This window comes from Viridibacillus arenosi (assembly GCF_001955655.1).
In the GTDB taxonomy this organism is placed as follows: Bacteria; Bacillota; Bacilli; order Bacillales_A; family Planococcaceae; genus Viridibacillus; species Viridibacillus arenosi.
Genome location: NZ_MSPW01000001.1, coordinates 66,616 through 92,981 on the forward strand (window position 1 = coordinate 66,616; position 26,366 = coordinate 92,981).

The 26,366-nt window shown below is 35.1% G+C and carries 20 protein-coding genes and 2 pseudogenes; 3 read left to right on the forward strand and 19 right to left on the reverse strand.

The genetic code is table 11. The annotated features are described in order from the left end of the window. From BK137_RS00295 to dapF, 5 genes are all read right to left on the reverse strand, one after another. Complete coding sequence (locus tag BK137_RS00295) at positions 1 to 2,799, reverse strand: 2-oxoglutarate dehydrogenase E1 component (protein ID WP_038189864.1); 2,799 nt, start codon at positions 2,797 to 2,799, stop codon at positions 1 to 3. Positions 2,800 to 3,044: 245 nt separating this feature from the next. Continuing rightward, a complete protein-coding gene (locus tag BK137_RS00300) occupies positions 3,045 to 4,451 on the reverse strand; it encodes a HAMP domain-containing sensor histidine kinase (RefSeq protein WP_038189866.1) in 1,407 nt (468 codons plus the stop codon). Next, on the reverse strand, positions 4,448 to 5,122 hold the full coding sequence (locus tag BK137_RS00305) for a response regulator transcription factor (RefSeq protein WP_038189869.1): 675 nt from the start codon (positions 5,120 to 5,122) through the stop codon (positions 4,448 to 4,450). Before BK137_RS00305 ends, BK137_RS00300 begins: the two co-directional genes overlap by 4 nt. Positions 5,123 to 5,140: 18 nt before the next feature. After that, complete coding sequence (locus BK137_RS00310) at positions 5,141 to 7,174, reverse strand: sensor domain-containing diguanylate cyclase (RefSeq protein ID WP_038189872.1); 2,034 nt, start codon at positions 7,172 to 7,174, stop codon at positions 5,141 to 5,143. A gap of 21 nt (positions 7,175 to 7,195) precedes the next feature. Beyond that, complete coding sequence (dapF, locus tag BK137_RS00315; protein WP_038189876.1) at positions 7,196 to 8,158, reverse strand: diaminopimelate epimerase; 963 nt, start codon at positions 8,156 to 8,158, stop codon at positions 7,196 to 7,198. A 352-nt stretch (positions 8,159 to 8,510) separates the two neighbouring features. Between dapF and BK137_RS00320 the strand changes: the two genes are divergently transcribed. After that, positions 8,511 to 9,059 (forward strand): GNAT family N-acetyltransferase, encoded by a 549-nt coding sequence (locus BK137_RS00320; RefSeq protein ID WP_038189878.1) that lies wholly within the window; start codon positions 8,511 to 8,513, stop codon positions 9,057 to 9,059. A 523-nt stretch (positions 9,060 to 9,582) separates the two neighbouring features. Here the strand turns inward: BK137_RS00320 and BK137_RS00325 are convergent. The 3 genes and pseudogenes from BK137_RS00325 to BK137_RS00335 all read right to left on the reverse strand — a co-directional run bounded on the left by BK137_RS00325 (position 9,583) and on the right by BK137_RS00335 (position 11,724). After that, positions 9,583 to 10,152 carry a dihydrofolate reductase family protein gene (locus tag BK137_RS00325; RefSeq protein ID WP_038189882.1) on the reverse strand — a complete coding sequence of 190 codons (570 nt, stop codon included), beginning with the start codon at positions 10,150 to 10,152 and terminating at the stop codon, positions 9,583 to 9,585. Between the two features lie 170 nt (positions 10,153 to 10,322). Then, positions 10,323 to 10,433, reverse strand: a pseudogene (locus BK137_RS21780) (IS1595 family transposase); the annotation flags it as partial. Between the two features lie 214 nt (positions 10,434 to 10,647). Then, entirely contained in the window at positions 10,648 to 11,724 is a 1,077-nt protein-coding gene (locus tag BK137_RS00335) for an undecaprenyldiphospho-muramoylpentapeptide beta-N-acetylglucosaminyltransferase (RefSeq protein ID WP_038189886.1), read from the reverse strand. A gap of 123 nt (positions 11,725 to 11,847) precedes the next feature. Between BK137_RS00335 and BK137_RS00340 the strand changes: the two genes are divergently transcribed. After that, positions 11,848 to 13,221, forward strand: coding sequence for an MATE family efflux transporter (locus BK137_RS00340; RefSeq protein WP_038189889.1), 1,374 nt, complete (start codon positions 11,848 to 11,850; stop codon positions 13,219 to 13,221). Positions 13,222 to 13,252: 31 nt separating this feature from the next. On the opposite strand, the pseudogene BK137_RS00345 reads toward BK137_RS00340, so the two are convergent. The 11 genes and pseudogenes from BK137_RS00345 to BK137_RS00395 form a co-directional block, all read right to left on the reverse strand. Further along, positions 13,253 to 13,513, reverse strand: a pseudogene (locus BK137_RS00345) (Ger(x)C family spore germination C-terminal domain-containing protein); the annotation flags it as partial. Between the two features lie 12 nt (positions 13,514 to 13,525). Continuing rightward, the gene (locus BK137_RS00350) at positions 13,526 to 13,714 is read right to left on the reverse strand and encodes a hypothetical protein (RefSeq protein WP_038189895.1); all 189 of its coding nucleotides are present in this window, start codon (positions 13,712 to 13,714) and stop codon (positions 13,526 to 13,528) included. Between the two features lie 121 nt (positions 13,715 to 13,835). Beyond that, on the reverse strand, positions 13,836 to 14,600 hold the full coding sequence (locus BK137_RS00355; RefSeq protein WP_038189897.1) for a CAP domain-containing protein: 765 nt from the start codon (positions 14,598 to 14,600) through the stop codon (positions 13,836 to 13,838). 199 nt (positions 14,601 to 14,799) lie between these two features. Continuing rightward, positions 14,800 to 15,693: a CobW family GTP-binding protein gene (locus BK137_RS00360; protein WP_038191078.1), complete on the reverse strand. Its 894-nt coding sequence runs from the start codon at positions 15,691 to 15,693 to the stop codon at positions 14,800 to 14,802. A 101-nt stretch (positions 15,694 to 15,794) separates the two neighbouring features. Continuing rightward, the gene (locus tag BK137_RS00365; RefSeq protein ID WP_038189900.1) at positions 15,795 to 17,303 is read right to left on the reverse strand and encodes a lmo1851 family serine protease; all 1,509 of its coding nucleotides are present in this window, start codon (positions 17,301 to 17,303) and stop codon (positions 15,795 to 15,797) included. Positions 17,304 to 17,578: 275 nt separating this feature from the next. Continuing rightward, positions 17,579 to 18,460, reverse strand: coding sequence for a DMT family transporter (locus BK137_RS00370; protein ID WP_038189902.1), 882 nt, complete (start codon positions 18,458 to 18,460; stop codon positions 17,579 to 17,581). Between the two features lie 163 nt (positions 18,461 to 18,623). Beyond that, complete coding sequence (locus BK137_RS00375) at positions 18,624 to 19,337, reverse strand: AraC family transcriptional regulator (protein ID WP_038189904.1); 714 nt, start codon at positions 19,335 to 19,337, stop codon at positions 18,624 to 18,626. Between the two features lie 576 nt (positions 19,338 to 19,913). After that, the gene (locus tag BK137_RS00380; protein ID WP_038189907.1) at positions 19,914 to 20,360 is read right to left on the reverse strand and encodes a YtoQ family protein; all 447 of its coding nucleotides are present in this window, start codon (positions 20,358 to 20,360) and stop codon (positions 19,914 to 19,916) included. A gap of 29 nt (positions 20,361 to 20,389) precedes the next feature. Continuing rightward, entirely contained in the window at positions 20,390 to 22,165 is a 1,776-nt protein-coding gene (locus BK137_RS00385; protein WP_038189909.1) for an aminopeptidase P family protein, read from the reverse strand. 1,127 nt (positions 22,166 to 23,292) lie between these two features. Next, complete coding sequence (gene deoD / locus BK137_RS00390; RefSeq protein WP_038189912.1) at positions 23,293 to 23,997, reverse strand: purine-nucleoside phosphorylase; 705 nt, start codon at positions 23,995 to 23,997, stop codon at positions 23,293 to 23,295. Positions 23,998 to 24,168: 171 nt separating this feature from the next. Beyond that, positions 24,169 to 24,390, reverse strand: coding sequence for a YozE family protein (locus BK137_RS00395; protein ID WP_038189915.1), 222 nt, complete (start codon positions 24,388 to 24,390; stop codon positions 24,169 to 24,171). 120 nt (positions 24,391 to 24,510) lie between these two features. Here BK137_RS00395 and BK137_RS00400 point away from each other — a divergent pair, with 120 nt between their 5' ends. Further along, positions 24,511 to 26,358: a methyl-accepting chemotaxis protein gene (locus BK137_RS00400; RefSeq protein ID WP_038189931.1), complete on the forward strand. Its 1,848-nt coding sequence runs from the start codon at positions 24,511 to 24,513 to the stop codon at positions 26,356 to 26,358. Positions 26,359 to 26,366: the final 8 nt, after the last annotated feature.

Sequence of the window (26,366 nt, forward strand, 5' to 3'; positions counted from 1 at the left end):
TTAGCGAGTTACAGCTTCTTCAATAATACGTGCTTGTTCAGCTTTGTATGAATCTGCATCACCTTCAGCAGGAGATGAACGTACGATACGACCGATGTAACGAACGTCTTTGTCTTCTGCTACTTCACGCATATAAGGATCTGCAAATGTCCATGACCCCATGTTTTGAGGTTCTTCTTGTACCCATGCAAGTTCTTTTGCGTTAGGGAAACGTTTAATAATTGCAGCAATTTTCTCAGATGGGAATGGGTACAGTTGTTCAACGCGTACTAAGTGTACGTGATCGAAATCTTTACCATCTCCAACTTTTTCTGCAATATCAATAGCTACTTTACCTGAAGCAAATAGAATACGCTCTACTTTTTTCGTAGCTGAACCAGTTGTCGGGTGTTCAATAACTGTTTCAAAATGACCAGTTGCTAATTCCTCTACATCTGCAGCTACGATTTGATTACGTAATAGTGATTTTGGTGATACAAGAACTAATGGACGAATTGCTTCTGTACCTAACATCTTAGCTTGACGGCGTAATAAATGGAAGTAGTTTGCAGCGCTTGATAGGTTTGCAACAGTCCAGTTGTTTTCACCAGCTAATTGTAAGAAACGTTCTAAACGAGCACTTGTATGTTCTGAACCTTGACCTTCAGCAGCATGCGGTAATAACATAACAAGACCTGATTTTTGACCCCATTTAGAGCGAGATGCAGAAATGAAGTTATCAAACATTACTTGAGCCATGTTTGCGAAGTCACCGTATTGCGCTTCCCAGATAGTTAGATTTTTCTCATTTTCTAAATTATAGCCATATTCATAGCCTACGATAGCAGCTTCAGATAATGGGCTGTTATACACTACAAATGAAGAGTCCGCACCAGTAATATGGTGTAATGGTGTTAATTCTGCACCTGTTTTTTCGTCATGTAACACAAGGTGACGGTGTGCGAATGTACCACGTTGTGCATCTTGACCTGTTAAACGGATTGAATTACCTTCTTGTGTAATTGTTCCGAAAGCTAACGTTTCAGCATGACCCCAGTCAATTTTACCTTTACCTACGAATGCATCTTCACGACGGCTAAGGATTTTGCCTAGTTTTTTGAAGACATTGAAGTCTTGTGGCCATGTTAATAATTCTTTGTTCATTTTTTCTAGACGTTCGCGCTCAACACCAGTTTCTACGATATCATAACCGTTTTTCACAGCTTCTGGCATTTCGTTTTCAACATGTTGCCCTTCGCCAACTTCTTTCACATGATCATATGCTGCTTGCATTTCTTTTTGTGTATCAGCATCTAAAGTAGCAACTTCTTCTGCTGTTACAATACCTTGACCTGCAAGTGCTTTACCGTACAATGCACGTACTGTATCGTGTCCATGAACACCTGTGTACATTGTTGGGTTTGTGATCATTGGTTCGTCCATTTCATTATGACCATATCGGCGGTAACCAACTAAGTCTACTAAAATATCCTTACCAAATTGTTCACGATATTCTACTGCAAAACGAGCCACTTGTACAACTGCTTCTGGATCATCCGCATTAACGTGTAATATTGGAATTTCATAACCTTTTGCAGGGTCTGAAGAATAAACAGTTGAACGTGAATCATAATGCTCAGTAGTAAATCCAATCATATTATTAGCAATAATATGAACTGAACCACCTGTGTTAAATCCTTTTGTGCGTGAGTAGTTCATCGTTTCAGTTACAACACCTTGACCAGCAAACGCTGCGTCACCATGAACTAAAATCGCTAGAGCAGATTTAGCATCTTGAGTTGGAGCACCTGCTTTAGAAGTGTTATCTTGAGCTGCACGAGCTTGACCTGTAACAACCGGACTTACTACTTCTAAATGAGATGGGTTATAGGCTAATTTGATTGTTGCACCTTTTTTGCTGTTATATGTAGCACCCATATGATATTTAACATCGCCAAACCATCCTTTAGTTACTTCTAAAGAACCGTCTTTCGGAATAAATAACTCATTTGGAACGTGCGCAAAATCAGCAAACATCATATCATATGGTTTGTGTAATACATGCGTTAACACATTTAAGCGACCACGGTGAGCCATACCGATCATAACATTTTTTACACCTTTGTCTTCTGAACGGTGAACGATTTCATCCATAAGAACAACTAATGCATCTAAACCTTCGATAGAAAAACGTTTTTGTCCTACAAATGTTTTGTGGATGAATTTCTCAAATCCTTCAACCTTTGTTAGTTGGTTTAAAACTGCTTTTCTCTCATCATTTGAAAGACCTGCGTTTAATACGCCACTTTCAATTTTAGATTGTAGCCACACACTCTCTTCTCTGTTAACAACGTGTGCAATTTCTACAGCAATTTTACTTGTATAAATCGCTTTTAGGTAATTAATTGCATCTAATCCATTGTTAACGCTTGCAGGAATGTCTTTTAATAATAACGAAGCAGGTATTTCGATTAGATCTTGATCAGATAAACCGTAAGTTTTTGCTTCGATTCGAGTAGTGTCACGTGGATGGTCTTTTAAAGGATAAATGTCTGCTCCTAAGTGACCATATACACGAATGGCATCCGCATATTGAACGGCAGCTAAAACTTTTGCAAAGTTACCTGGTTCAACGCTTGTAGCGTTTGATACTTCACTAGTTTGAACTGGTGCTCCGTATTGTTCGAATAATGATACAAGTTCTGGATCAACTTCTTCTGGTGATGTTAAATACAAATCGTACATTTCCATCACATAGCCAAGGTTGGGACCTGAAAAAGCTGCCCATGGTGAGCTTACAGGTGAAACATTGTTTGACATGTAGAATTACCTCCAACTTTTTTGCCAAGTGGCAGTTCCATTAATTAATTTAATTAATAATTTGAAAATCCACTAACTATCTTACCATTCTTCCTGCTTAAGTGAAACAACTGTATTAATAAATCAAGAAGAACATTTTTCCCCTTCAATCTTACTACTCTTCACAAAAAATACAATCGTTTTCAACAAATTTAGCAATTTTTTTCTTGAACGAACTAATAATAGAATAAACTTTGATAAAAACGTCATTTTTCAGCTGGCAATTCTATAGAAAAAGTGCTACCGAAATGGAGTTTACTCTTCACTTTTATCGTTCCACAGTATTTATTTACCAGCATATTTACAATACTCAATCCTAATCCTGTACCCCCACCATCTCGGGAACGAGATGAGTCGACTCTATAAAATCGGTCAAATATCCGTGCTTGGTCTTCCTCTGCAATACCAATTCCTTGATCTGATACTTCAATTTGCACATTTTCATGCTGTTTTGAAAGTCGGATTTTAATCCTTGGACTATTTTCCGAATAACGTATAGCGTTTTGCAAAAGATTGCGTAAAATCTGACCATAAGCATTGTCAGAAATAATTGCCCTGTAACTATTTTCTGAATCAACTTCTAATTCAATCGTTGCATCTGGGGATAGTACTTTTATTTCCTCCATAATATCGGCAGTAATCATAAGAATATCAGCATTGTTTTGTAAATCGTTCTGTTCTCTTCTTGCAAGTTCTAACATCTCTTCTATAAGCTTTTTCATACGTGTAATTTCTAGTAAGGAAGTATTTAATGATTCTTCCAAAACAGCTGGATCGTCTTTCCCCCACCTTTTAATTAACGATAGGTGTCCTTCTACTACTTGAATAGGGGTTCTCAGCTCATGAGAGGCATCAGAAATGAATTGTTGTTGGCTAAGGAATGATTGCTCTAGTTCCCCCATCATCGATCGATATACGGTCAATAAGTCACCAATTTCATCCTTGGCATCGTATTGAAGTTTAATGGGCGCCTTAAATCCCTGTTCTGCCACTTCCGTCATCTCAAGTCTCAGGTCGTCTAGTGGTTTCAATAATGTAGTCGCCAAAATATAGCCTATTCCTGCAGATGCTATGAGGGCCCCTAACCCTAAAATACACATAGCCGTTAAAATATATCGCATAAGTGATAGAAACGAAGTCAAGGGGTGCGTCAATTGTATATAGCCTGAAAAAGGACCAATCTTGATTGTCGATGCAGCCAAAAACGTATCTACATTCTCTACCTTTTCTTTCGAAATAGCATAACCGTGGTTTGGTAAACCTTCTGGTACTGAAGGCATGATTTTCGTCGAATCATTAATACGTAATATTTCTACTTTATCTTGATTTAGTATACGGACTGTTTGATTCTTATCTACAATAGAATTCATAAGCCCCTTATTTGACTGAATATCATGTATGGTTAAGAAATTACCTTGAGATTCAAAGAACACTGTTAAGTCATCCATTGTACGCTTTACTGACTGCTCCTGCTCATTTAACAGCCATGAGTGGATAGCAATGTAAAGGACAGAACAAATGACAGCAAAGCTAACGAAAATGACGACAGCAGATGTAAGTGCCCACTTCCCTTTTAACGACTGGTTTGATAAATAATGTTGGATTTTATTCATTCTCGCATCACATACCCAACTCCACGCACTGTTTCAATGTAGCCACTTTCTAATTTTGGTAGTTTTGAGCGCAGGTGACGGATATATACGTCTACGACATTTGTTTCCACATCAGATTGATAACCCCATACCTGCTCTAAAATTTGATCACGGGTACAAACACGATTCTTATTTTCAATTAATAAGCTGAGTAGATCAAATTCTGTTTTAGTCAAACTAAGTATTTCCTCATTGACATAGGCAGTGTATGCCGGAGAATCAATAGTAATATTTTTAAATACTAATTGTTGTCCTGTTGACTCGATCGAAGTATATCGCCTTAAAATTGAGCGAATTCTTGCTAATAATTCTTCAATAGCAAAAGGTTTTACAATGTAATCATCAGCTCCCGCATCTAGACCAGCTACACGGTCAATTACAGCATCTCGAGCGGTTATTAAAATAATAGGTACATCCGAAATGGCTCTAATGCGTCTACATACTTCAATTCCATTTAATTCTGGAAGCATAACATCGAGTAAAATGACATCGAATTCTTGCTCTAGAGCCGTCTCTAAACCAATACGGCCGTTTGAACAAACTGTCACTCCAAATTGTTCATGCTTCAGTTCTAGTTCAATAAATCGTGCAATGTTTTTTTCATCTTCTACTAATAGAATATGCTTTTGCATTGAAAACACCTTCCATCTTTAACTTGAAAAATGATACGAGTTTTTCCCTTTTGTTTTTTTCGCAATATATAGTGCCTCATCAGCTTTATCTAGCAAGTCTTCTATTGATTGACCATTCTCAGGGAATGAAGCGATCCCAATAGACGATGTAGGTGAAAAGTGTTGTTCGTTAATTGTCCAGCCATCTTTTAGTGTTTGTTGAATACGTTTAATAGTATTTTTCACTTGCTGCTTACGGGTGCATTGGTCTTTTGACATATTAGTTAAAACAACAATAAATTCGTCTCCACCTATTCGACTAACTATATCTAAATCACGAACACTGGCAACAAGCGCCAGTCCAAAATTACGGATAAAGTCATCCCCTACATCATGACCGAAATCATCGTTCACTTTTTTAAAATCATCCCCATCAATATAGAGCAATGTAATAGCGTAATCTAGAGCAATCGCTTCTTTAACTAACTTAGTAAATTCCATTAATAAGTAGCGTCGATTTGGTAGCAGCGTTAAACTATCATGATAGGCCATAAAGCGCAATTGATCTTCCCTTTTCTTACGATGGGTAATTTCCCTAGCGACACTTACATATTGGAACACTTCATCACGTTCAGCATCCTTAACTGCTGTTAGATAGGTTTCAGTCCAAAAAGTTTCTCCATTTTTCGTTTTAATCTGTAAATCAATCTGTACGTCCCCTTTTTCCAATAGTGTCGATGAAAATTCACCCTTTAACAATTCCTTACTATCATCAGACATCATATCAAAATAGAAACGCCCAAGTAGCTCGTCCTTTTCAAAGCCAAGTTGTTTAATATGGTTTGGGGAAACATAAATGATTATGCCATCATCGTTCGTAATGACAATCAAATCATTTGTATTTTCGGTAATAAGTCGGAAAGTTTTTTCAATATTCCGAAGGTTGGTCATCATAATTTTTTTATCAGATACATCGAAACAAACAGAAAGAAAACTCTCAATTTCACCATAATTACTGAATATCGGAACAATTGTAGTATCCATCCAGTATCGGTTCCCATATTTAGAATGGTTGCAAATTTCTCCGCGCCAAATTTGACCATTTAGTAACGTTTTCCACATTTCTTCATAAAATGAAGAAGACTGAGTCCGTGAATTTAATATCTTATTCGATTTTCCGATTAGCTCATCTGCACTATATTGACTTGATTGCGCATAGCGCTCATTTACAAATTTAATGATGCCATTTTTATCTGTAATACAAATATTTGCCGCTGAATTCAGAGCTCCTTTATAACTATTAAGCATATGATTTACTTGACGTAAATCTTCTTTTAATTGAATATTTTTCGTTAATTCTAACCATTGAATATAAATAGCTACAACTTGGTTATTAGTAGTGATTGGCGAAAAACTGACAAGGAATTGGCTATCATTGCCATCCGCTTTTTTATGTGTATACAAAACGGAAGGATTCCCTCTTCCATTTAAAGCGTCTTGGAGATGCTCTGTGAATGATTCATGATCTTCTGGTGAAACAAGATGAAAATCAAAAAACATTCTACCTTTCCAGTCTTCAATCTTGCAGTTAAAGTACTGCTCAAATTTCGGATTACCATCAAAAAAGGTTAAATCATTAGCTAATACAATTGTTGGGTCCATTTTCATGTCAAAAAGTGATTGTAGAAATAAGTTTTTTTCCTCTATCACTTTTTGCTGTGAAATTTCTTTCGTAACGGCAAGTATATATTGCTTTCCACCATAAAAAATTGGCGTAACGGTTGTTTCATTCGTGCGCTCAGTGTCAGAGAACAAATAGAAATCTCGGTATTGAAGAAGTTGCTGTTTCTCGATGGATTCATTGTAATATTTAACTATCATCTCAACGATTTCTGTTTCTAAACAAGCAGAAAGACTTTTGCCTATTGGCGACTCGTCAAAAACATCTTCAGCTACACGATTTATGTATACGTATAGATATTCATTACTGACTTTTTCCATTAAAAAAACAAAATCTAAACAATTTTGATAAAGCGCATCAAACTGCTCTTTAGTAATCAGATTGCCATTCAATATTGCCACCTCTTCAAGAAGTTAAATAAATAGATATGCTGTTTTAGTCTCTGCATAAGTTATTAGAGATTCATAAGCTTTTTGTTCGTCTGTTTCCTTAACAGATTGCCACAACCATTCTTTTTCAGTGCTCAACTCTAATTCAGCTACAAATGTTGCATTACCAATCAGTTTTAAAACATAATTACCTGCATTATGATGCACATGACATTGAACAAAGCCACCAGGGTTATAGACTGTTACTTTACTAGCTGAAACTACTCCCTCTATAGAAGAAACTAATGCAGATGCTGTCATCGCCGTACCACAAGCATTAGTAAAGCCTACTCCACGTTCATATGTACGGACGTAAATTGAGTCCTCATCCATCGGATACACATAGCTCACATTTACACCGTCTTGACAATACTCATTATCACCATTTAATGTGCTAGATAAACTTTCTTGATGATGTGTATTGGCTATTTTATCAGACCGAACAATTCCGATTAAATGTGGATTAGGAACTGAAACAGCTGTAAATGAAATGTCATCAGCAAATTCCTCAATTATTTCATTACGAATTTGTTGTTTGTTTTTGTAAAGCATTGGTAAAGAAACAAGGTCAAAAGATACTGGTGCAATTTCAACAGAATATGTTGGAATGCCCTCGAAAATTGATGGTTCTTTTTGTACCATTAAGACGGCTTTCATTGTTTCAATATATGCCTTTGAAACATTGTATTTTTCACAAATATAGCGAGCGACGCAACGTAAACCGTTGCCACACATAGATGCCTCAGATCCGTCAGCATTAATGACACGCATTTTTGCAAGTCCTTTTTTAGATGGTGCAACAAGCAATAGGCCATCTGCTCCCCCAAGATTGTCTTTTTGACAAAGCCAAACGCCAAGTTTAGACCAATCCATACTTTTTTCGTCAGTTGTTTCAAATATGTAAAAGGTATTGCCTGAACCGTGAACTTTATGTAACTGCATTAACATATACATCCCCCCGTATTATCTATATATATCATAATTCTATTTTGTCAAGCATACAACTGTATATGTTCCAATTAAGGCTTGTAAATATTACAAATTTATTTTTTCATGTTTTTTTCTTTGCAAATCAGGTAAAACTTAGTATAGTTAAATTGCAAAATAATTTCATAAAATGATTCCTATTTTTTATAGAGTCAATAGGGAAGGCAAATGGTGCGCCACCAGTAGTCATGCTGGTTCTAGTGGGTTCGATTCCCACCCCGAAATTTTTTATGCAACATTATATGAAAAATTTCGAGGGGGCTAGGACCTGCCATTTATTTGGACGTTCACCCCCGTAAAGGAGGCGTTTCGCTTGATTAAGCGACGTGAATTACACGAATGTAACGATCTTTATGAGTTACTAAAACACCCATCTGTCTTCCCTTTTGTGCGTCAGAAAGCTAATAGTGCCGATGAGTACTGGTTTTTGACTAGCCAACTAATGGAAGACGAGGAGAACGGTAAAGCCGTTTCTCGTACGATAACCGATGACTGGGGACAACCCATCGGCACAATTACCGTCTATGATGTGCAAGACGGCGCTGGCTTTTTAGGCACCTGGATCGGTACCCCACACCAAGGAAAAGGATACAACCAGAAAGCAAAAGAACTCTTCTTACATGAACTGTTCTTTGAACTGGAGTTCCATACCGTTTTCTTACGAATTCGCTCTGAAAACGCCAAATCCCTTCGTGCTGCCGAGAAAATTGGCTATATAATGGATGCTAAAGAAAGCCATCCATCCCTATATGAACAAATCAACCAAGGTGACAAGCACTTTGAACTAATGAAAATCCAAAAAGACTACTTTTATTTATATACAGCTAGTCAGAAAAAAGAAGAAGAAGAACAAGCGATGTAATCTTAAATGCTGAAGCGGCCCGTTTAGCCTCGACAAGCACTGGAAGGCTCGAATCAAAAGCATCACTTCAGCTTTTGACCGAGAGACTGAAGTGACCTCGAGAGGCTGGCCGCTGAAGCTGGATATCTAACTAAATGCTGAGGGCGCTCGCTCAGACTCGACAGCCGTTGGAGGGCTCGAACACAAGACGCTTTTTGTCTTGTGCCGAGAGACCGAAACGACCCGAGAGTCTAGCGCCTGAAGCTAGGCATTCTACTTTGGGACACTTCCATTCCCTATCGCTCGTTCAACCACATAACGGTATTTTCATTAAAAGAAGCCTTCACAAAAGTGAAAGCTTTTTTTCTCTTGGCTCTGTTAAAATTTAATGTTGATAATTTAATAATATTAAAAGAAACCCATTATATAAGAGTTGCTCATCCTTATTGCAATAACTCTAGCCATTAGTAGAATAAGTAACAACTTCTATTGAGTATTACCTTTTGATATTCATTAGAATTCATCATTGTAATGATCGATATTATTAATTACTATTACAATGATAGATTAGTTGTACAACGCCAGAAGAGAAAGTTTTTGTATTAACCACTTTTAAATTTAACCTCTGTTTTATATCAATAAACATCGGTTTTCCTTCTCCCAAAATAACAGGGTGGATAGATAATCTAAATTCATCAACAAGCCCTAAATTTATAAAAGTTGTAATGAGACTTGCTCCGCCATATAGCCAGATGTCTTTACCAGGCTTATTCTTCAATTTATTTACTTCTTCAAGAATATTTTCATTTATAAATATTGCTCGATTATCTGCCTCTTTTTGTGTTCTGGAAAATACATATTTTTCTTTACTATGAACCAATCCCCAAATTTCTTTTTCGCTATCAGAATCTTTAGTTTTCGGAATATATTGTCCCCATAAATCGTAGCTTTTTCTACCATATAAAATAGTATCAATTTGATTCAAGAAATTAGTGAACCCCATATCAGGTTCCATAATGCACCAATCAACTTCTCCATTTTTCCCTTCAATAAAACCATCTAAAGTAACTGCTAAATCTAAAATTATTCTTCTCTGTTTTACGTTATTAGACATATCTCTTTCTCCTTTTATCATTTCAGATATTGTTTCTTCTGCCCCGATATTCAATAATTCATTATTGATAGCATGTAAAAAATTACTAAAATAATTTGCCCGTTGAATAAGGATTACACAACGAATTTAGATAATCGTCGGCTATTATAAGTATCTGTCATTTCAAATACAACTGAGGATGAAAGTTCAACATACAGTATAAACCATTGATAGGCTTGTTCCTTTTTGGCATGTGGTATCTTGTCGATATACTTTAATAAGTTGCTAAATGCTTTGCTCACCTTAAATAATCGAATACTTGTTCTTATTATGATTTTAACAAGTATTCGGAGAGGTATCAAATATCAACATTTACCTTTAACAAAGCCTTTCCCTTAAAAAGTTCATACGCAATCGAACTTACAAATCCCTCTTATATTTATACAAAAAAGGACATTAACTATATTTAAAGTTAATGTCCTTCATATTAAGCTATCTCAGTTAGAGATACTTTTGTTATTTAGCATAATTTAATATCAACTCTACCATTTCATCTGGTGTTTTAGGAGATTCTGTTTCTCGCATTTGCTTGATCAAACCTTCTTTATGTTGCTCCAAGCTAAGTAGTGCTTCCATAAATGTTTTATTCGTTAAATCATCTTCTTGTAAAACTTCAGCTAAACCTTGTTCAAAAAATAGCTTAGCATTCAAAATTTGATCACCACGTGATTTTTGTAGAGATAACGGAATTAGTAACATTGGTTTTTCTAAAGCTAAAAACTCAAAAATAGAGTTTGAACCCGCTCTAGATACGATTAGATCAGAAGCGTGTAATAGGTCTGGCAATTCTGTCGTTACATATTCAAACTGCTTATAGCCAGGCATATTTACTAAAGCTTCATCTATATGCCCTTTTCCGCAAAGATGAATAACGTTGTGATTTTCTAAAAGTTGCACAATATTAGCGCGTACTGCATCGTTAATAAATTTAGAACCTTGGCTACCACCCATAATCAGGATTACTTCTTTTCTTTCTTTAAATTCACATAATGCTAAGCCTGTTGCTTTTCGTCCTTCAAATAATGCTGGTCGAATAATTGATCCCGTGCAAGACGCCTTTTCTGCTGGTAAATGCTTAAGTGTTTGCTTGAATACTGTGAAAATATGCGAAGCAAATGGTAATGATAATTTATTGGCAAGACCTGGTGTAACATCAGATTCATGCGCAATAACTGGAACTCCAGCCATTTTTGCTGCCATAACAACAGGTACTGATACAAAGCCACCTTTAGAAAAAATCGCTACAGGTTTTAATTTACGAATAATCGTTATTGCTTGTGCAACACCTGCTAAAACTCTGAACGGGTCTGTAAAATTTTTCATTGAAAAATAACGTCTTAATTTACCGCTTGAAATTGCATGATATTGGAGGTCAGGGAATGCCTGGCCTATAATTTCTTTTTCAATGCCCTCTTTTGAGCCGATATAGTGCACCTCATAGCCTTTTTTAAGGAAAGATGGTATTATAGCCTGATTGAGTGAAACATGGCCAGCTGTACCCCCACCAGTTAATATTATTGTTTGGTTCGTCATTATTATTCTCCTATTCTGCTAGAACAATGTATGAACTGCTTTGGATTTATTAGAACAGCTACTTATTTTACTATACGAAATCACAATAGAAAAGATGTCAATTAATACTTGGAGGCGAATTATATGCATGAAACATCTACGATGAGAGCAAAATGGACAGTCATGCTGAAAATTGTGTTTCCGATCTTAATCACCCAAATTGCTTTATATTTAATGTCGTTTTTCGATGTCTTAATGTCAAGTAAATATAGCACTGCTGACTTAGCAGGTGTTTCCATTGGTTCTTCGATTTGGTTGCCTGTTTATACAGGTTTATCAGGAATTCTTTTGTCCATAACACCTATTGTAGCACAATTTGTCGGTGCAAAAAGGCAGAAAGAAGCGACATTTTCAGTTCAACAAGGATTTTATGTCGCAATTGTATTAGCAATTATTATTTTCGGACTATTAATGGCAGGCATTAATCCCTTATTAAATGCGATGACTTTAGAACCTGAAGTACAACGCATTGCACATGATTATTTGATCGCTATGAGTTTTGGCTTAATTCCTTTATTTGTTTATAGTGTTCTACGATGTTTCATCGATGCTCTTGGAAAAACTAGAATATCTATGTTCGTAACTTTACTAGCTACACCGGTCAATATTTTCTTTAACTACTTATTAATTTTCGGTAAATTTGGCTTTCCTGAGCTTGGAGGAGTGGGCTCCGGGGTGGCTTCAGCCATAACTTATTGGATTATTTGTGCTGTGGCTATTGTCATTACTATGAAGGGTCAACCATTTAAAAACTTTAAATTGTATGCAAGTTGGCCAAAAATCCACTTTGCAAAATGGCTAGAAATTTGCAAAATCGGGGTACCTATTGGCTTATCTATTTTTGCAGAAACAAGCATATTCTCAATTGTTGCAATAATGATGAGTAATTACAGTACCGCTGTTATTGGTGCCCATCAAATTGCGATGAACTTTGCAAGTCTTACCTATATGATGCCTTTGAGTATAGCAATGGGTGCAACTATTTTAATAGGCTTTGAAGTTGGTGCTAAACGATTCAAAGATGCACGTATTTATAGCTACATATCAGTCGTGACAGCCGTTATTTTCAGTTTTATTTCTGCAACTATTTTAATCATTTTCAGAGAACAAATAGCCGGTGTGTATTCAACTGATCCACAAGTACTAGCTTTAGCAACCCAGTTTCTAATTTACGCTGCTTTCTTCCAATTGTCGGACGCCATACAAGCACCGGTCCAAGGAGCATTACGCGGGTATAAGGATGTGACTATTACTTTCATAATGGCTATGATATCGTATTGGGTAATTGGATTACCTCTTGGCTATGTTATTGCAAATTATACAGATTTAGGACCTTTCGGTTACTGGATTGGTCTTATTAGTGGTCTTACAGCTGGTGCTGTAACCCTAAGTTTCCGTCTCCTTATTGTTCAGCGGAAAGCGAAAAAAGAGCCACAAGAAAACTCCTCTATTGCTTAATAGAGGGGTTTATATTCCTCTAAAATTACAACTACTCTAATATCCTAGTTCTTGTAATTGTAATTTTAGGCTTTAATGTTAATGAAGCAAACTTTTCTCCCCATTTTTCATCCCATACTTTTGGATGGAACGCACGTATCTTTCGCCCAATTCCTAATGCATCTGATGGTGCATCTTGAAGTTTAACTAACAATTTTTCAACGTCTTCCTGAACCTTTTTCGTCAAAAACCCTTGCAACTCTCTCCTTGTTTTATCTTCATATAATCTATTATGAGCGAACTCCTCAATATTTACATTTAATTTTTAATTTATATGTATGGTTGCTGACGAAACATCCAACTGTTCTTGTACTTCTTTTCTATTGAGTAAGGAACCATAATAGCAAATAACAGCGAATGGCTCACCTGGCCAATCGATTTCGCGAGCTACAAAATCAGCTGAGTTATAAAAGGTCTTTTGTAGTTGCGATATAAATGTTTCAATTTGCTGCATTAAGTCTCCCCCTTTTTGGATTAGTATAGGAAAGTTCAAATAAATTTAATCGACCTTTTAAGGTATATAACAAAAAACCAGCTCTCAAAATTGAGAGCTGGTTTACTATATATAGTATTCTTTATTTTGCTTTAATAAATTGTTGTGTCCAGTAGTTACCATTAGCAGCATAACCTACACCAATATGAGTAAATGATGTACTCATAATATTTGCACGATGACCTGGTGAATTCATCCAACCTTTTACAACTTCTTCTGGTGTTTTTTGACCCATAGCAATATTTTCTCCAGCAGCACTGTATTTAATACCTAGTGCTTTCATACGATCAAATGGTGAACCAAAAGTTGGGCTTGTATGTGAGAAATATTTATTTTTTTGCATATCAAGTGATTTCTCACGTGCTGCACCCATCAAAGCTTTATCTGATTTAAGAGCAGCTAATCCAGCTTTTTGACGTTCAACATTAGTTAACTCAATAACTTTTTGTTCGAATTGATCTACAGTCGATGATGTAGAGTTATTCGAATTTGATGAATTGCTACCTGAATTACCTGTATTGCCATTTGACGAACTGTTGCCTGAGTTACCTGTGTTGCCATTTGACGAATTGTTGCCTGAATTATTTGAGTTACCATTTGATGGTTTGTTCTCTGGTTTTGAAGTATTGCCACCTGAAGGTTTACTTGTATTGCAATTATACTTATAAGTGTATTTATTTGTTTTGCTATTAAACTTATAAGTTACCTTACAAGGCTTAGCCCCTTTATATGTTGTTTGCGTTTGCTTCACCGTGTCGGTTGAGTTTGTAGAAGCTGAAGCTTCCGCCGTTCCCGCCTGTACGCCCATTAGCATAACGAGACTCATTGGTAATAACCATTTTTTCATGTTTTATTCCTCCTTGTCTGCAAATATCGTAACGCGGGATTTTTGTAATAAAGTGTCCAATTATTGCTACTTTGTCCAATTAAGATTAACAACGCCTTGATTTCAATCACGAATAGGCTATGAAATTGTGCAAATTTAGCAATCTATCGTTTTATTACTAGGAGGATTGGGTTGACACCCAAAAAAACGGCTTGTTATGTTACAAAGTACCAACAACCTCGAGTTCATTAACATTTTCACCGATGATAACAATATTAGGAGGCATCTGCATATATTCAGGCATCCATTGAGTTAAACCGTATGCATATTGAAAGAGCATTGGATTTTTCATACCTTTAATAGGAACATACCCTTTCATACGATAAATAGTTGAAGGAATTGTTCGAAGCCACGCTTCAAAAACTTCTTGTTCTACTGGTTCAGTGAATGTTACTAAGCGAGAACTTAAATGCAAATGACTTATTGGGGCTGATTCAATGTTATTTGGGCGAGCTGTTGCATGTAGGCTCTGTAAATACTTTAAAGGTACCCGGCCATTAGTTGTTTGTAATAACTGCGCATGTGGATTTAAAGATTGAATTTCAAACGTTACTTTTGCTCGTTCTTCTTCTGTTAGTAAATCTGATTTATTAGCTAAGATAAGATGCGCATGTCGGATTTGTTCTAAAAACAGTGATCGTACTTGAGGTGATAATTGATTTCGTTCTAGCCAGCGTTTACTATCTGCCACTGTAACGATTCCCTTTATATTCAATTGATCAGCAAAAAGAGGCGAATATACAGCATCTAATGCCTCCACTGGATGCGCTGCCCCTGTTGTCTCAATAATGAGTACATCAAACTCTGATTCTGCTAATAATGTTTGTATTTGCGCTTCTGTTTTTTCTGATCCTGAGCAACATATACAACCATTGAGCATTTCTTTCAAAGGAACATCCTCTTCCACTGCTTGTGAATCGAAATTTAATTTGCCTAGCTCATTCATAATAATTGCTGGTTTAATATTTTGTTCTTTCAATTGACGGATTACATCTGTCATCATAGATGTTTTACCGCTTCCTAAAAATCCACTAAATAGATATACATCAACCATGTAAATCATCCTTTCTTCTATATAAATGCATGAAAAAGCTGACCTCCTAAGACGGTCAGCTCTTCATTCATTTTCTTTTTATCACTAAATGTGATTTTATATTATTTTGAACGGCTCTCTTGTTTCATTAATTGCTTAGCTTTTAGTAACTGTGGATCATCTTTTTTGATTTTCAGACGAAGCTCTTCCATTAATGCGTAAGTTGTTTGGCCTTTTAAAACGCCAGTTTCTTTAAGTTTTTGGTCTTTTTGGAATGCCATTACTGCAGCTTTTGTTGAAGCATCAAACAGTCCATCAACTTTTCCTGGTTTGTAACCTACTGCCTTCAACATTTTCTCAGCAGCTTTCACTTGATCTGATAAAGTACCCTCTTTCATGACTTTTTCAGGATCTAGATACGGTAATGAAGCATAAGAAGGATAATCTACTTTAACAGTTGGTTTAATACCTTTTTCATGAATCCAGTTACCTTCAGGTGTTAACCACTTAGCTGTTGTAAATTTCAAGTTTGATCCATCTTTTAAGTTACTAGCAGTTTGAACTGTTCCTTTACCAAATGACTTCTCACCAATTATTGGGATATTAGCAGATTCACTAAGTGCTCCAGCTAAAATTTCAGAAGCAGAGGCACTACCACCATCTATTAATAATGACACTGGTACTGTTACTTTTCGTCCACCTTGAGCTTCAATTACTTCTTTTTTGCCAGTTTTGTCCTCTATTTGCATAACAGGTTCCCCTGTTTTAACAAATAAACTTGCGATATTAACAGCAGAATCAAGTAAACCACCAGGATTTTGACGCACATCAACTACAAGTGATTTCATTCCTTTAGCTTCCATATCATCAAGTGCTGTTAATAGTTCTTTATATGTGTTATCAGAGAAGGTTGTAATTTGAATATGCGCAACTTTTCCGCTTAACATTTCACTATAAACTGTTTCAATCGGAATATCGTCACGGACAATTTTCATCTTAACTTTTTTCTCACTATCACCACGAACAATTTCAAGTGTTACAGATGTTCCTTTTTCACCACGAATTAATAATACAGCTTCAGAAGATGTCATCCCTGAAATACTTTTACCATCAACTGTAGCAATGATATCGTTTGGTAAAATCCCTGCTTTTTCAGCTGGTGAGTTTTTAATAGGTGAAACAACTACGATATTGCCACTTTGCTCTTGGATTTCAGCCCCAATACCTTGGAAGCTAGAAGAGATACTTTCATTGAAATTGGAAGCTTCCTCAACATTCATATAATCTGAATAAGGATCTCCAAGTGCCTCAATCATACCGTTGATCGCACCGTTTACTGCTTCTTCTGTATCAATGTCTTTGTAATAGTTTGCTTTTAATTCATCAAATGCGTTAAATAGTTTTTGGAATTCTGTATGAGTCGGCGTACGAACTTCTACAACTTTTTTCTCTCCAAATGTTAGCGCAAAGATTGTCAAACCAGAAGTAAATAATATTAAAACAATTACCATCATGATTAACGCAAAAGGTTTAATACGTATGTATTTACCAGCAGGCTTTACATCTTCTAAGTTTTCTTGTTCATCGGTAGGTTGTTCGTTTTTTTCTGGTTCCACTTTGTTCTCGTCCATTCATTTCACCACTTTCAATCTTCAAGTGTTTTAAACACTAATACCATAATATAGTACGGTTCTTTCAACGTCAAACAAGCCCTTCCATATAGATAAAAATATCACTATTTGTATTACCTCAATTAACTTATTTGAACGATACTTTGAAATTACATGGTGCATTTGGTGGCTATGGATTAAAAGATTCTAATGGAAATTGGTTAAATGCCTATAATATCCTTCATAGAGGACAGTAAATTACAAAGACCACCTTCAAAAGGTGGTCTGATTACATGCTAATTAATGTTTTTGATAGATTTGATTTCAATATTACCCGAAAGTAATAAGCCTGATAGTACTAGTACCGTTGCAATAATATCATAAAATGTAATAGTTTCATTTAGAAAGATGGCAGACAGTACATAGCCAAAAATCGGAGTCATAAATAACCAATTATTTGCCCTAACTGCATCCTGCTTCAACAAGTAAAACCATAGCAACATCGTAGCGATTGATATTACTAACACTAACCATATTAACGATCCTACTAAATAATAATCCCATTTCAAAAAGTATGTATCCTTTTCTAGTATAAATGTTATTGGAATTAATACCACTCCCCCTATTAGCACTTGCCAAGTATTAATAACAATATTCGGTAGGTTTAAATTAGCTTTTTTAAAATAAACACTCCCAATTGCCATTGATATCATCCCCACCCCTAGAATAAGTAAGCCAACTCCTTTAACTTCACTGTTTGAGATTGATGGCCAAATGGCTATTAATAAACCAACAGCAGCAACAATCATCCCTATCCATTCTTGTAAAGAAACTGTTCTTTTTAGCCAAATGTAGGACAGAAAAGCAACGATAAAAGGATTAGTAGTAACAAACAAATTAAATAAACCTGCAGATACATGATTTAACGCCCAGAAGGATGCACCTAAATAAATTGTAGTATTCAATAGTCCTAAAACAATTAAGGGTTTCCATTCCTGTTTCTTTGGCCAAGGATACTTTTTGCTAATTAAGTAAACAAAAAGAAATAGTATTATGCCTGCGATTAAAAATCGACTGGTAGCTAGTAACATTGGGGTAGTAGAATATAAACCAAATTTTGTAGCAATCGCTGCAGACGACCATAAAAGTGTAAAAAATAAGCCCACTGCCGTTTTCATCTTCTCGCTCCTTAAAACAAATAATCTATGAAATGAACTTAAATTAAGACCATAACTAAGTTTCGCATACATTTGATGAGCGATTTTTTCTGAATATCAGATTATTTTTACCAGATGTCGTATTTTGAGCGTTTTTTATTTTTTTCTACTACATTTTTATTTTTTATCTCTGATTTTTTCGATACTGACTTGGTGTTATTCCTTCATGTTTTTGGAATAATCGCGTAAAGGAAGATTGATGTCCTAAACCAACTTGAATAGCAATATGTAAAATAGGTAACTCTGTATCTCTCAGTAATTCTTTAGCCTTTTTCAAACGTACGTCTTGTATATATGCTGTAGGTAATTTACCAGTTTCTTTTAGAAACCAATCCGAATAATATGAACGGTTGTAATGTTCAAGGGAGGCAAGATCATGTACTGTAATATTTTCATTATAATGTTCATGGATATATGTAATGGATTTAGGTAGTTGTTCTTGGATTAAACACCTAGAAATAAAAGGATACAGTTCTTTAACAGCAGATCCACTCCATGACTGTTGTTCAAGTTCATTTAGTAAAAGATATCGGATCCCTTTCCATTGATTATTCAGCTTATAGGATAATTCCCTATTTTGTAATTGCCTCTCGTTAAGCATAAAATGAGGGATATCTAATACCAAAAACTCATTACGTTCAACTGAATGAAATGTATGATTACATTTAGGTGGAAGAAAGAATATTGTTTCAGGACCAAGTAAAAGACTTTTCGACTCAGTTTGTATAGAAAGTTCTCCTTGAAGAGGGAGGATTAACTGTGCATAACGATGGGAATGCTTTTCTTGAATTGAAGTATAAGTTCTTCGCTCTGCTACAATTTCTCTAATTGGGTCCATTTTCAATTCCTCCGATTTTTCCAGTTTCCTATTATGCAATTAAGTAGATTCTTATAATATGGTCAATCTACGAAAATATTATGATTTAAATAGTGGATTCTACATATTAAACAAAAGACCATCAATTTATCATATGGTCCTACTCCTAAAATTACTTATGTTCAATTTACTGATTTAAATAAAAAAAAGCAAGAGACCTTTTCAATACCTTTTTTTAATGGTCATTTTAAGGTTACTTGCTTTTTTTCTTTATTTCTAATTCCACATTTGTAATAAATAACCATCTAGCCACTTAAATGGGATTCTACTTTGAAAAAGAAACTATATCATCCTAATTGAACGATAAATTAAGCCACTGCCACCTAAATAATAATCGTGCCTACCTCTAATATAATCGCGCTCAAAAGACCAATAACAATACCCATTTTTAGTTTCATCCATCATGCTCCCTTAATCATTTGTTGTAATTTATCGTAACAAGTGATTATGTCCAGCAGATGTTATACAAATTGATTGTCTTCTATTTAATATAAAAACCCCAAAATTGAAATATTTCGGGGTTCAGTTTAGATTTATTTATTTTTCATCAAAAATATAAGCTAAAACTTTTACTGCTTGATCAACCGTTTCAACCGTAACATTGGCTTTATTCGACAGCTCTTTTAATGGATGATGCAGATTCTCTGGGCGAATCACGATTAAGGGTTTGTCTAGAGCAACAGCTGCACTTGCATCCATCGCTGTATTCCATTGCTTATACTTCTCTCCAAACAAGGCGATTACGACATCCGATTTTCGTATTAAAATCTGCGTTCTAAAGTTATTAATCTTAGATGCAGCTTCATCTCGATAAATCGCATTCGGCTGTTCACCTAATATTTCTTCTCCAATAAAATCAGAACGATCATGATTTTCCATAGGACCGACGAAGTTTAGAGGAGTACCTAATACTTTCGCTTTTTCCTTTAACTCCTGGCGCCAATTAGAATGAATTTCTCCAGCTAAGTAGACTGTTAATTCCATGTTAAAGCCTCCTCATAATATGAACTAATTTAGATTACTTTTGTTTCTTCTTTTAGCCACGCACACTCTTCTTCATTTAAGTAAGGTGACAGTTTCGCATATACTTCTTCATGGTAATCATTTAACCATTGTTTTTCGCTCTCAACTAACAGTTCTGTGTTAACACCCGCTAAATCGATTGGGCAATATGTGATCGTATCAAATTTCATAAATTGACCGAACTCTGTTTTTTCGTCTTCAACAACGACTAATAAGTTCTCCGTACGAATACCATATTCACCTTCAAGATAAATACCTGGTTCGTTCGTAATAATCATGCCTCTATCTAAACGAACATGATTCGTATTTCGGATGCTATGTGGTCCTTCATGAACATTTAAGAAAAAGCCTACACCATGTCCTGTACCGCATTTATAATCGATACCATGTTGCCATATTGGTTGTCTCGCTAAAACGTCTAGATTAGCACCTGAAGAGCCATGTAGGAACTTCACTGCACTCAATGCAATAAATCCTTTTAATACTAATGTGAAATCTCTTTTTTGTACGTCTGTAAGCTTACCTAAAACAATCGTTCTCGTAATATCAGTTGTTCCATCATAGTACTGGCCACCTGAATCGATTAAGAACAGCCCTTCATTTTCAAGCGTAAACTGTGTTTCTTCAGCCGCTTTATAGTGCATCATCGCTGCATGTTCTCTATAACCTGCAATCGTATCAAAGCTCGGTCCAACAAAGCCCTCTTGCTCACTTCTGAATGCTTCTAGTTTTTCCTCTGCAGCAATTTCTGTTACCTCACCAGTACTAACCGCAGATTTTAACCATTTAATAAATCTAACGATCGCTACACCATCTTTAATTTGAGACCATTTCATGTTCTCGATTTCAATATCATTTTTAATAGATTTTAAATCTGTTGTAATATCTGTACATTCAACTTTTTTAGTAGCGGTGTTAATGGCATAGTAGAGGCTACTATTTGTTTTATTCGCATCTAAAATAATTGTATCTTCGCTTGCAAGTTCACCTAGTACTGCATGGATTTCTTCCGTTGCTTTCACTTGAATTCCTTGCGCCTCAAGTTCTGCTTTAACCTCTGGAGATACTTTGCTCGTTTCAATGAATAAGAAACAATCTTTATCCGTTACAATTACATTCGCAATGGCTACTGGATTGTTTGGGACATCTACGCCTCTTATATTTAACAGCCATGCAATATCATCAAGTGACGATAAGATATAATAGTTTGCATCTTTTTTCGCCATTTCACTTCGAACTTCAGTTAATTTTTCTATTTGAGTTTTACCGGCAAATTTCACATCATGCATGAAAATTGCGCCTTTAGGAATTTCTGGTCTGTCTTCCCATAAGTCTCCTACTAAATCTTGCTTCATTTTTAATTCGATACTTTTCGCTTTAAAATCAGCTTCCATTTTTCTAACCATATTAATAGAGAATACAGTGCCATCAAAGCCTACTGTATTTCCTTTATTTAGAACGTCCGCAAGCCACTCTGAGTACGCTGGTACACCAGGATCAGCCATTCTAAACAATCTGATTCCAGAGTCCGCTAATTGGCTCACAGCTTGAATATAGTATCTACCATCTGTCCATAGACCAGCATCATCTAAAGTAATTACTACCGTACCCGCTGAACCTGTAAAACCAGAAATCCATTCTCTAGATTTCCAATGATCTGCTACATACTCACCTAGATGAGCATCAAAACTCGGGACGATATACGCATCTATTTGATGTTCTAACATTTTTTTTCTTAACAGGGCTACTCGATCTTTAATATTCATTCCTAATACCTCCATCAGTCTAGTTTTGTGTCTTCACGATTATATAACTATGTAGTTCATAAACTATTCAGTAGTTCTATTTTTCAGAATTCACTAAATATAATCATACATCTAAATTAGATCAAAGTCCTAACTTAAATGAGGCCTACCTCGAATTAATAATAATGAAATCTAGATAGAAGCAAAAGAAAACATTGAGTTAACAAAGATTACTTTGTTTTTTAGATACCGATGGCCGCTGTAAGAACGTTATTATAGATTCTGTATGGTTTAAGATTGATTAACCGAGTTTCTATTTTTATTTTCTTCATTCAAAATATAATCTACTATAAAATACCTTCACGATAATACAAATTAATATAATCATTCCTATAAAAATAGTGTTTAATTTTTTTGCAATACTCAAGTTAAATACCTCTTTCTGTAGTCCGTTATGATTTCAGCAAATATCTCAAAAACATAGATTAGACACTTTTTTTAGTTTTTTATTTATAATAAGTAAACGAGTATAAAGAGAGCATATGATGAATGAATACATACACAATATATTTACTATATTCTCCTTCAAAGTAAGTTATAGATAAATAATAGGAAATAGAAGGTTAACAACTGCCAACAAAAATACTTATACTAATGTGGTTTTCTAATGAAAAAGCCTCCATGCTAGGAGTATATACCCTGCATGGAGGCTGTTATGTCATATGCTCGTTTTTATTAACGCGTATTAAATACACTTTCAGTTGTAACACTTACGCATCCATACTTAGATTTAAAGCCACGGTATTTATTTGTTCCATAGTTGCTGTTTGTTCTTTCAAAGAAGGAGCTATCAATTCTAAATTAACTGTATTTGTTTGAAGTTCTTTTGTTACTGAAAGAATAGAATTAACAAATTTTTAAATGAAAATAAATATCCGTCCAGTATTGGTTTAAAACAGCTAGGACAAAAAAATATACGTGAAACTCTTGATACGTATTCCCATATTGATATATCTCAAAAATAACAAGCAACACAATTATTTAATGAATTAAACAAATAAAAAAGTGACCAATCATGACCACCTTTTTTGAAATGGTCACTTTTGGTCACTTATTAAAAATTGTAAATACGCAAACTCTTGATACGACTAGTCTTGAATAGCTGCTTCTAATGCTACAACCATCATGTCATTAAATGTTAATTGACGTTCTTCAGATGTTGTTACTTCACCAGTAATGATATGGTCACTTACTGTTAGGATTGAAAGTGCTTGACGGCCATATTTAGCTGCTAAAGTATAAAGTGCTGCAGATTCCATCTCAATTGCTAAAACACCGTAACGAGCTAACTTTTCATTTTGGTTTTCTTCACTATAGAACATATCAGCAGTAAAGATGTTACCCACTTTTAAATTAAGGCCAGCTTCTTTCCCAGCATTATATGCTTTTAAAAGTAAATCAAAATCACCTGTTGGAGCAAAATCTAAACCATTGAAAATGATTTCATTCATTTTAGAATCAGTAGAAGCACTTTGAGCAATAATGACGTCACGAACTTTAACATCTTTTTGGATTGCTCCACAAGTACCTACACGGATTAACTTTTGAACACCGTATTCTTGCATTAATTCGTTTACATAAATAGAAATTGACGGGACACCCATACCTGTACCTTGTACCGATACACGTTTACCTTTATATGTACCTGTAAACCCTAACATATTACGTACTTCATTATAAGGTATAACATCTTCTAAATAAGTTTCTGCAATGTACTTTGCACGAAGTGGATCACCAGGAAGTAGTACAATGTCTGCGATATCGCCTTGTTTTGCATTAATATGAATACTCATTAGTATCACTCTTTTCAATAGTATTGTTATTCATCATATTTCTATAATTTGGCTATGATGCTACAAGCATTGTACCAAGAAAGTCTGACCTCTGACAATTATTATCTTAAATAAGCTATAAAAAACTTACATTTTTCAATATATCCAATTTTTATTAAATTATTACTTATTTTATTTATATTTTAACTCATATAAATACCAAAGCTCATCAAAAACGCGCGCACTCATTTCTTCATCTGCTTTTTCTTCGACATATCTCGAAAGTAGATGAAAATCTGTTGATTGTTTAGGAAAGCTATGATCGTGAAAAGCCGCTTCTGCAAACGTAGATTTCTCATCATATTTTCCACCACCACGAAATGATTGAACATAACTGTAGAACGAATGATTCATAAATATCTCCCTCCTAATAGTTACATAGTAATGATTTATTTTTCGAAAAGTATAGAATATTCTTTCACAAAGAAGTAAAATGAACATTATTCAATAGAAATATGGAAAGTTGGTGACAAATTGGTTAAAAAATCAAAAAGAAGTAGTGAAATTGTTAAGAGAAGTGATAATCAAAGCACTAACAAGTCATCAGTTTCAAAAGCTTCATTTTTCAAAATGAAAAAGAAGAAAAAAAACATTGAAGTTCATGGACCTATTCAATCGAACTTTTTCAAAATGATTCGTGGCCGTATCATTATTAACTTCTTTATACTCATCATTATTCTATCAGCAATGCTTGTTGTTTCCTATTCAAATATGTCTAACCTCCAAAATGAATTAAAGGTGTTCACAGGGAAAAATCTAGTAGAGCAGATGAAAGTAAATAGTTTAGCTGCGGATATTGCGAAACTGTCAAACTCTGAACAAAGTTATATTATTACAGGAAAAGATAATTTCTTAAGACAGTATAGTCAAGATAAAGACCGAATTGAAGCAAATTTATTAGATTTACAAAAAATATTCTCTGATCGTAAAGAAGAGCTAGATCGAATTACTTCCATTGACCAATTTTATGACAATTATATTCAGTATTCGAAGCGACTGATAGATACACGCCAAAATTCAGGCCTTGAAAATGCTCAAAAACTTGTTCTCGCTGGAAATGGCAAGACAGCTATGAGTTATATAGATGTGCATATTGAAATGATTAATGACGTACTAACCAAGAAAAACAACGAGCAAATCAAATCACTTGAACAACAAACAGAAATCGCAATGATAATTTTCTTAATTTTAACAATATCATCTATTATTTTAACTATAATAACTGGTACTATCCTGTTCCGTTCAATTAAACGTAATACAGCTGCAATTAATACATCTATTCTAGATATCGCACAAGCTAATGGTGACTTGACAAAACGGGTTAAAGTCAAGACAAAAGATGAATTTGCAGAAATCGCAAATAGTACAAATGTGTTAATCACATCCATTTCGGCATTAGTAAAACGTGTGAGTACACTAGCGGAGAACGTCTCAGCCAGTGGCCAACAATTAATGGCTTCAGCAGATGAAAATTCGAATATTATTCAATCAATTGCTGATTCAACAGGCGAAATCGCTGAAGGTAGCGAACAAACAATGCTACGGATGAATAACGCAGTTCAAAAGATGAATTTATTAGAAGAGGCGGCTCGTTATTTAAGTACAGATGCAGAACATGTGAAAACAGCAACAGATCAGATGAAAGTCGCTGCTGAGCTTGGTGGAAAAACTGTCGAACAGTCATCAAATGTTATGATGTTAATAGAAGAAACTATGGCCAATACGACAGAAACCGTTGAAGCACTTGGTAAGAAATCATCCGAAATTACTTCCATTATTCGTACAATTACTGAAATCTCGGAACAAACAAACTTACTTGCCCTTAATGCAGCCATTGAAGCTGCCAGAGCTGGTGAGCATGGTAAAGGATTCGCTGTCGTTGCAAATGAGGTTCGAAAGTTAGCAGAGCAATCTCAAAAAGCAGCACGTGAAGTAACCGGGATTGTTTCGTCAATTCAATCAGAAGTACAAGCTATTGTCTCACAAAACCATGATGGTGTACAAAACGTCATACGCGGTGTTGAAGTGACAAATGAAACAAATGCTTCCTTAGATAAAATTATTAAACAAACAAACGAAACTGTAGCCATTATTAACAAAATGGTAGTTCAAATTGAGCAAACTTTAAGCTATAGCCAAGAAGTGGCTGTATCCTTTATAGAAGTAAATCAAATTGCTGAAAATACAGCTATGAGTACAGAGCGTTCAGCAGCTTCTGCAGAAGAAGGCTCTGCTTCAATGCAAGAAATTACAGCATCAGCGATTGAACTATCTCATCAGGCAGATGAGTTACGAAAAGTGGTTGGGGAATTCAAAGTATAACTTTTCCA

What these genes read in the sequence shown, in the direction of transcription:
- BK137_RS00295 (WP_038189864.1), bottom strand. Translation starts at nt 2,799, where the DNA reads ATGTCAAACAATGTTTCACCTGTAAGCTCACCATGGGCAGCTTTTTCA.
- BK137_RS00300 (WP_038189866.1), bottom strand. Translation starts at nt 4,451, where the DNA reads ATGAATAAAATCCAACATTATTTATCAAACCAGTCGTTAAAAGGGAAG.
- BK137_RS00305 (WP_038189869.1), bottom strand. Translation starts at nt 5,122, where the DNA reads ATGCAAAAGCATATTCTATTAGTAGAAGATGAAAAAAACATTGCACGA.
- dapF (WP_038189876.1), bottom strand. Translation starts at nt 8,158, where the DNA reads ATGTTAATGCAGTTACATAAAGTTCACGGTTCAGGCAATACCTTTTAC.
- BK137_RS00325 (WP_038189882.1), bottom strand. Translation starts at nt 10,152, where the DNA reads ATGTCTAATAACGTAAAACAGAGAAGAATAATTTTAGATTTAGCAGTT.
- BK137_RS00335 (WP_038189886.1), bottom strand. Translation starts at nt 11,724, where the DNA reads ATGACGAACCAAACAATAATATTAACTGGTGGGGGTACAGCTGGCCAT.
- BK137_RS00340 (WP_038189889.1), top strand. Translation starts at nt 11,848, where the DNA reads ATGCATGAAACATCTACGATGAGAGCAAAATGGACAGTCATGCTGAAA.
- BK137_RS00350 (WP_038189895.1), bottom strand. Translation starts at nt 13,714, where the DNA reads ATGCAGCAAATTGAAACATTTATATCGCAACTACAAAAGACCTTTTAT.
- BK137_RS00355 (WP_038189897.1), bottom strand. Translation starts at nt 14,600, where the DNA reads ATGAAAAAATGGTTATTACCAATGAGTCTCGTTATGCTAATGGGCGTA.
- BK137_RS00360 (WP_038191078.1), bottom strand. Translation starts at nt 15,693, where the DNA reads ATGGTTGATGTATATCTATTTAGTGGATTTTTAGGAAGCGGTAAAACA.
- BK137_RS00365 (WP_038189900.1), bottom strand. Translation starts at nt 17,303, where the DNA reads ATGGACGAGAACAAAGTGGAACCAGAAAAAAACGAACAACCTACCGAT.
- BK137_RS00370 (WP_038189902.1), bottom strand. Translation starts at nt 18,460, where the DNA reads ATGAAAACGGCAGTGGGCTTATTTTTTACACTTTTATGGTCGTCTGCA.
- BK137_RS00375 (WP_038189904.1), bottom strand. Translation starts at nt 19,337, where the DNA reads ATGGACCCAATTAGAGAAATTGTAGCAGAGCGAAGAACTTATACTTCA.
- BK137_RS00380 (WP_038189907.1), bottom strand. Translation starts at nt 20,360, where the DNA reads ATGGAATTAACAGTCTACTTAGCTGGAGAAATTCATTCTAATTGGCGC.
- BK137_RS00385 (WP_038189909.1), bottom strand. Translation starts at nt 22,165, where the DNA reads ATGAATATTAAAGATCGAGTAGCCCTGTTAAGAAAAAAAATGTTAGAA.
- deoD (WP_038189912.1), bottom strand. Translation starts at nt 23,997, where the DNA reads ATGAGTATTCATATTAATGCAAAACAAGGCGATATCGCAGACATTGTA.
- BK137_RS00395 (WP_038189915.1), bottom strand. Translation starts at nt 24,390, where the DNA reads ATGAATCATTCGTTCTACAGTTATGTTCAATCATTTCGTGGTGGTGGA.